General features: G+C 59.0%; 7 protein-coding genes. 2 read left to right on the forward strand and 5 right to left on the reverse strand.

Annotation, left to right across the window (positions count from 1 at the left end):
• Positions 1–65 precede the first annotated feature (65 nt).
• Positions 66–773: a CTP synthase C-terminal region-related (seleno)protein gene (locus ACOTX5_RS11860; RefSeq protein ID WP_045911629.1), complete on the forward strand. Its 708-nt coding sequence runs from the start codon at positions 66–68 to the stop codon at positions 771–773.
• Between the two features lie 31 nt (positions 774–804).
• Here ACOTX5_RS11860 and ACOTX5_RS11865 read toward each other — a convergent pair whose 3' ends face one another.
• Positions 805–1,992, reverse strand: a complete 1,188-nt coding sequence (locus tag ACOTX5_RS11865) for a CynX/NimT family MFS transporter (protein WP_017384696.1) — start codon at positions 1,990–1,992, stop codon at positions 805–807.
• A 99-nt stretch (positions 1,993–2,091) separates the two neighbouring features.
• On the opposite strand from ACOTX5_RS11865, the gene ACOTX5_RS11870 reads away from it, so the two are divergent.
• Positions 2,092–2,883 (forward strand): AraC family transcriptional regulator, encoded by a 792-nt coding sequence (locus tag ACOTX5_RS11870; RefSeq protein WP_017384695.1) that lies wholly within the window; start codon positions 2,092–2,094, stop codon positions 2,881–2,883.
• Here ACOTX5_RS11870 and ACOTX5_RS11875 read toward each other — a convergent pair.
• The 4 genes from ACOTX5_RS11875 to ACOTX5_RS11890 form a co-directional block, all read right to left on the reverse strand.
• Positions 2,867–3,313 (reverse strand): DUF441 domain-containing protein, encoded by a 447-nt coding sequence (locus ACOTX5_RS11875; RefSeq protein WP_003857881.1) that lies wholly within the window; start codon positions 3,311–3,313, stop codon positions 2,867–2,869. The genes ACOTX5_RS11870 and ACOTX5_RS11875 overlap by 17 nt on opposite strands.
• A gap of 106 nt (positions 3,314–3,419) precedes the next feature.
• Positions 3,420–5,456 (reverse strand): TIM-barrel domain-containing protein, encoded by a 2,037-nt coding sequence (locus ACOTX5_RS11880; RefSeq protein WP_047727480.1) that lies wholly within the window; start codon positions 5,454–5,456, stop codon positions 3,420–3,422.
• A gap of 15 nt (positions 5,457–5,471) precedes the next feature.
• Positions 5,472–5,837 (reverse strand): MFS transporter, encoded by a 366-nt coding sequence (locus ACOTX5_RS11885; protein WP_063859033.1) that lies wholly within the window; start codon positions 5,835–5,837, stop codon positions 5,472–5,474.
• A 66-nt stretch (positions 5,838–5,903) separates the two neighbouring features.
• Positions 5,904–6,000, reverse strand: a 97-nt coding sequence (locus ACOTX5_RS11890; protein ID WP_035294458.1) for a hypothetical protein, incomplete at its 5' end; no start/stop codon positions are given.

Genomic DNA, 6,000 nt, shown 5'->3' on the forward strand with positions numbered 1-6,000 from the left:
GCAAAAGATCGGTAGTCTGAGGTTCCTTATGTTATCTGAAAATCCTCCGGCATAAGGAATCTCTGATGGAACTCTCCCCGGTTAAAACGACGCTGCGCATTGCGCTGGTTGGTGATTACAATCCCGATGTTATTGCGCACCAGGCGATCCCGCTGGCGATTGACGACGCCGCTGCGGTTCTGGAGCTCACCGCTGATTATGACTGGCTCGCCACGCCTGAGCTGACCAGCCCCGAAGACCTGGTCGGGTACGATGCCATCTGGCTGGTACCGGCAAGCCCGTATAAAAACACCGAGGCGGCGTTTATTGCGGCCCGTTACGCGCGTGAGAACAGCATCCCCTTTCTCGGCACCTGCGGCGGGTTCCAGCATGCGCTGATTGAGTATGCGCGTAATGTACTGGGCTGGCACGATGCAGGCCATGCCGAAACCGACACCGAGGGAAGGATGGTCATTGCGCCGCTGACCTGCTCGCTGGTTGAAAAAACCGATGCGATCGAGCTGCGGAACAACACGCTGATTGCCAGAGCGTATGGCAAGCCGGAAATTCAGGAGGGGTATCACTGCAATTACGGCGTCTCACCTGAGTTTGCCGACCAGCTTGAGCGGGGCGACATGCGCGTAACGGGCTGGGACGAGCAGGGTGAGATCCGCGCGGCAGAGCTGGTAACCCATCCTTTCTTTGTCCTCACCCTGTTCCAGCATGAGCGGGCCGCGCTGCAAGGGCGCCCGGTCGTGCTGGTACAGGCCATGCTGCGGGCGGCGCAGGGATAAAAAAAGCAGACCTCCGGGTCTGCCTTGAATGTCAGCGGGGTGTGATCTCCCGGTCACGCCCGGCAAGCATACCGCATAACGCCATCACCACCGCGGCCAGCGCGCAGGCGAGCAGCGGAATGCGCCAGTCTCCGGCGGTATCGTGAATTTTCCCCATCAGCGGTGGGCCACAGGCCGCCAGAAGATAGCCAATCGACTGTGCCATGCCGGAGAGCGCCGCGGCCTGATGGGCCGAGCTGGCGCGCAGCCCGATAAACGTCAGGCCGAGGATCATGGTGGCGCCGGATCCAAAGCCAAACACCAGCGTCCAGACGACGGCCAGCCCCGGCGCGAACCAGAACCCGGCCGCGCTGACGGCGCACATCAGGGCGACTAGCCCGGCAATGCCACGCTGATCGTTAAGACGGTGCAGGATCAGCGGAATGGCGAGACCGGGAACCGCGGTTGCCAGCTGGAGAAGCCCATGCATGGAGCCAGCCTGCGTTTCGCTGTAGCCATGGCTAAGCAAAATCGCGGGTAACCAGCCGATAATGACGTAGTAAATCAGCGAGTTAATGCCCAGAAAAAGCGTCACCTGCCAGGCGAGCGCCGAGCGCCAGATAGCCCGATTGTGCAGCGCGCCCGCTCCGGTCAGGGTGGCGGCCGGCTTCTGGCGCCATTGCGGTAACCACAGCAGCAGCGCCACCAGCGGGAAGAACATCAGCATCAACAGCGCCCCGTGCCAGCCACCACTCCCCAGCGACAGCGGGACGATCAGCGCCGACCCTGCGGCAGCAGCGGCTCCCATCGTCAGCGAATAAGCCCCCGTCAGTTTTGCGACCTGGCCCGGAAAATCACGTTTGATTAAGCCAGGTAGCAGGACATTGCCCAGCGCAATCCCACAGCCCACGATCGCCGTACCGATAAATAGCAGCGAGGCCGACGGCAGCGAACGTACGCCAATCCCGATGCAAATCAGCAGCAGAGCGATAAAAAGGCTGCGCTCCATGCCCAGGCGCCGGGCGACGCCTGCGGCAAGGGGAGAGATAAAGGCGAAGGCCAGCAGAGGCAGCGTCGTGAGCAGGCCGGTTTGCGCCGTGCTTAAGCCATAGTCCTGTCGGATGGTATCGAGCAGGGGGGCGACACCGGTAAAGGTGACGCGCAGCGTCGTGGCAATCATCAGGATGCCTGCAATCAGCAGCGCACCCTGTTTCCCGGAAGGTTGAATAGCAGTAGTCATTATTGTCTCTTACGTTCAGGCGAGCGCATACCATACCGATTTAAGTCGTGGTTGAAATCAGGCTAAAATGACAGTTTATCGCTAATATCGGACAACTTTATGTACGGACTGGGGCTCGATGGCTACGATCCCGATAGCCAGCACGACGCGGCGGTGGCCTTTCGCATCCGCGTGGTGGCACAGGAACAATATATTCCGCTGCATCAGCACCGCAAAGGGCAGCTGATTATGGCGCTGGGGGGAGCGATCACCTGTGAAGTGGAGAACGCGATGCTGATGGTGCCGCCCCAGTATGCGGTGTGGATCCCGGGACAAACGCCGCACAGCAACAAGGCGACGCCCGGCGCGCAGCTCTGTCTGCTGTTTATTGAACCCGGTGCGCTCGAATTGCCGACGCGTACCTGTACGCTGAAAATATCGCCCCTGGTGCGGGAGCTGGTGCTGGCGCTTGCGGACAGGTCACGGGAGGAACTGCCTCTTCCCGCTACCGGAAGGCTGGTTGACGTCCTGTTTGATGAACTGCCCCTGCAACCGCAGGAGCATCTACAGCTGCCGGTATCTCCGCATCCAAAAATTCGCCTGATGAGTGAGACCATGGCAAACGAACCTGCCGCCTGGCAGACGCTGGCGCAGTGGGCCAGCCACTTTGCCATGAGCGAACGCAATCTGGCGCGGCTGGTGGTGAAAGAGACTGGCTTGAGCTTTCGCCGCTGGCGGCACCAGCTCCAGCTGATTGTCGCATTGCAGTTTTTGATCGGCGGAAAGTCGGTTCAGCAGGCGGCGCAGGCGCTGGGGTATGACTCCACCACCGCCTTCATCACCATGTTTAAGAAAGGACTGGGACAGACGCCCGCCCGCTATATCGCCAGCCTGACTACGACTTCCCGATAAACAGCGAAACCAGTCCGGCAGCAATCAGCGGGCCAACCGGCACGCCACGAAACAGCGCCACGCCTAACACGGTGCCCACCAGCAGCCCGGCCACCAGTGAAGGCTGGCTGCTCATCAGCGTCACGCCGCGCCCGCCAAGCCATGAGACAAAAACGCCCACCGCAATCGCCACCAGCGATTTCCAGTTTACAAAGGAGTGCAGCAGCGTTGAGGCCGGTAGCGTTCCGCTGGCAATCGGGGCCATCACGCCGATGGTCAAAATAATGATCCCGATGGTAAGCCCCTGTTTTTCTATCCACGGGAAGAAGGTATTCAACGGTGTGACACGAACGATGATCAGGACCAGAATGGAAATCGCGACGGTGGTGTTGTGGCTGACAAAACCCAGAGCAGCCAGGGCCAGAAGTATGAGCAGAGTAGGGTCGAACATGACGGGATCCTTGCCAAAAATAGTAAGCCTGCTTACTTTACGCGCAAACGCGACGGCAGGCAGGCTTTACTGAAAAAATTGTCTATTTTTGGGCACTTGCCTGACGTCAGTCCACCAGCTGCTGGATAAGTGGACTTCCTTCGCGGATAAACACCGGGATGGTTTCCAGCGCCGCAGGCACCCGGATATGCTCCCCACCGGCGTAGCGCTCACCGTTGAGAGCGACCCAGCTATTGCCCGTCGGCAGCCAGACATCGCGCTCACGCTGACCGGCTTGCATAACCGGCGCCACCAGAAGATCTTCGCCAAACAGATACTGATCTTCACACGCCCAGCTCTGCTTATCCTGCGGATAGTGCCAGAACAGCGGACGCATGAGCGGGTCTCCGTGCAGATGAGCCTGCTGGTACAACGCGTCAATATACGGGCGCAGGGTTTCGCGCACGGTAAGCCAGTGCTGCATGATGGCGTAATTCTCTTCTCCGTAACTCCACAGCTCATTAGGCGAACCGCTGTTACACTGAGGAATGCCGTCACGGTAGCGCTCCGGGGGCTGGATCTGCGGTTCGCGATAGCCGTGCATGCGCAGAACCGGTGTAAACACCGCCCACTGGAACCAACGGATCAGCAATTCGTGGAACGCCGGGTCGTCAACGTTCCCTCCCTGGAAGCCACCGATATCGGTTGTCCACCATGGGATCCCCGCCAGCCCCATATTCAGTCCCGCGGCGAGTTGATTGCGAAAAGCATGGAACGAGGAGTGGACATCACCCGACCACGCCAGCACGCCGAAGCGCTGGCTGCCTGCCCAGGCGCAGCGTACCAGGTTAACAATGTCGGTTTCACCATTTGCCTGGAGCCCATCGTAAAAGCCCTGCGCAAAGTCACGCGGGTAGCGATTACCCACTTCTAGCACCGGACCGGCGTGGTAGCGATAGTTGTCAAAATCATAGGCGCGGTATTCCGGTTCGGCTTCGTCCAGCCAGAACAGCTTAATGCCCATGTCGTAGTAATTTTTCTTCACCGTATCCCAGACGAATTTCCGCGCCTCAGGATGGGTCGCATCAAAGAAGGTGGTATTGCCCATAAAATCGAGGTTGACCTGCACGCCACGTTCACTGCTGACCAGCCAGCCTTTGGCTTTCATCAGCGGGTAGAGAGGGCTGCGCGCCTCTACCGTTGGCCACACCGACACCATCAGCGCAATACCCATTTCGCGCAGCTCGTCGACCATCCCTTCAGGATCGGGCCAGTCTACGGGGTCGAAGCACCAGGTGCCCTGATTCGGCCAGTGGAAAAAGTCGATGACCATCACCGACAGCGGCAGATTACGGCGGCGATACTCCCGCGCAACCTCCAGCACCTCCTGCTGGGTGCGGTAGCGTAATTTGCACTGCCACAGCCCGCTGATAAACGCCGGGGCGGAGGGCGGAGTGCCGGTGGCTTTCACATACTGGCGGGTGATATCCGCCACCGTGTCGGCGGCGGTGATCCAGTAGTCCATTTCTCCTGTGACGCGGGCGCGCCATTCCGTCTGATTTTTTGCAAAGCTGGCTTCACCAATCGCCGGGTTGTTCCACAGCAGGCCATAGCCAAGGCTGGACTGCATAAAGGGCACGCTGGCCTGGGAGTTGCGCTGCGCCAGTTCCAGCGTACAGCCTTTCAGATCCAGCCACGGCTGTTGATACTGACCCATGCCATAGATGCGTTCATCCGGACGCGATTCAAACCGGACGGTGAGCTGATATTTCCCCCCCATTAGCGGCTTAAATTCGCGGCCATCCAGCTTCAGGGCGCTGACATATTTATCCTGGCTCTTCTCGCTGGCACCGATACCCACCGTTGAACGCTGGCGCCACATCTCTTCCAGCAGCAGTTCGCCGCGCTGATTGTAGAAGGCCAGCTGACCTTTAAGATTCAGCGTCGCGGTAATATTGCCGTTGCGCAGCGTCAGGCTTTCCGCTTCGGCGACAATCTCAGCCTGGCAAGGGGCGGCGGGCAACAGTGCCTGTAAGGCGTCATCAAAAGCCGGGGAGCAGGTGGCCCTGACGCGCAGGCTGTTTTCACCCCACGGTTCAATACGCAGGGTCTGGCGTTCAAAACGCCATTCGATACTGTTGGAATGTTGGATCAGCTCACTCATGGAAAACGCGTCCTTCTAAACAGGGTGTTTGGCAAGATGGATGGATTGCATTGTGCTGTCGTCGAGCTTGTACCAGCGCAGCGTGGCAAACGCGCAGAGTGACAAGACGCCAGGCACGACGGTGAAGAGGGCGATGATGCAGTACATGGCCGTGGTGGTCTGTTCCGGGGCGTTGGCGACATAGCCGCTTAAGCCCAGCGTCCAGCCAACAATCGCGCCGCTGATCGCCATTCCCAGCTTGAGTACGGCGAGGAAGGTGGAGAAGATCACGCCGTCCATGCGTTTGCCCTGTTTCCATTCGCCGTAATCGGCGACGTCCGCCATCATTACCCACATCAGCGTGGTGGTGGCCTGGTAAAGGGTAGAGACGATAAACGTCATGGGCACCAGAATAAGCACTGACTTAGGCGCAAAGAACAGGGCGATGCTGAGTACTGAGAGATCCCCTCATAATTTCCCCAAAGCGTAACCATGTGTGAATAAATTTTGAGCTAGTAGGGTTGCAGCCACGAGTAAGTCTTCCCTTGTTATTGTGTAGCCAGAA

The sequence above is a fragment of the Enterobacter cloacae complex sp. IR5441 genome, from assembly GCF_049238215.1.
Classification (GTDB): domain Bacteria; phylum Pseudomonadota; class Gammaproteobacteria; order Enterobacterales; family Enterobacteriaceae; genus Enterobacter; species Enterobacter hormaechei_C.

Bases quoted from the DNA above. Each gene is read 5' to 3' on its own strand.
- ACOTX5_RS11880 (WP_047727480.1), bottom strand. From the start codon at position 5,456: ATGAGTGAGCTGATCCAACATTCCAACAGTATCGAATGGCGTTTTGAA.
- ACOTX5_RS11875 (WP_003857881.1), bottom strand. From the start codon at position 3,313: ATGTTCGACCCTACTCTGCTCATACTTCTGGCCCTGGCTGCTCTGGGT.
- ACOTX5_RS11860 (WP_045911629.1), top strand. From the start codon at position 66: ATGGAACTCTCCCCGGTTAAAACGACGCTGCGCATTGCGCTGGTTGGT.
- ACOTX5_RS11885 (WP_063859033.1), bottom strand. From the start codon at position 5,837: ATGACGTTTATCGTCTCTACCCTTTACCAGGCCACCACCACGCTGATG.
- ACOTX5_RS11865 (WP_017384696.1), bottom strand. From the start codon at position 1,992: ATGACTACTGCTATTCAACCTTCCGGGAAACAGGGTGCGCTGCTGATT.
- ACOTX5_RS11870 (WP_017384695.1), top strand. From the start codon at position 2,092: ATGTACGGACTGGGGCTCGATGGCTACGATCCCGATAGCCAGCACGAC.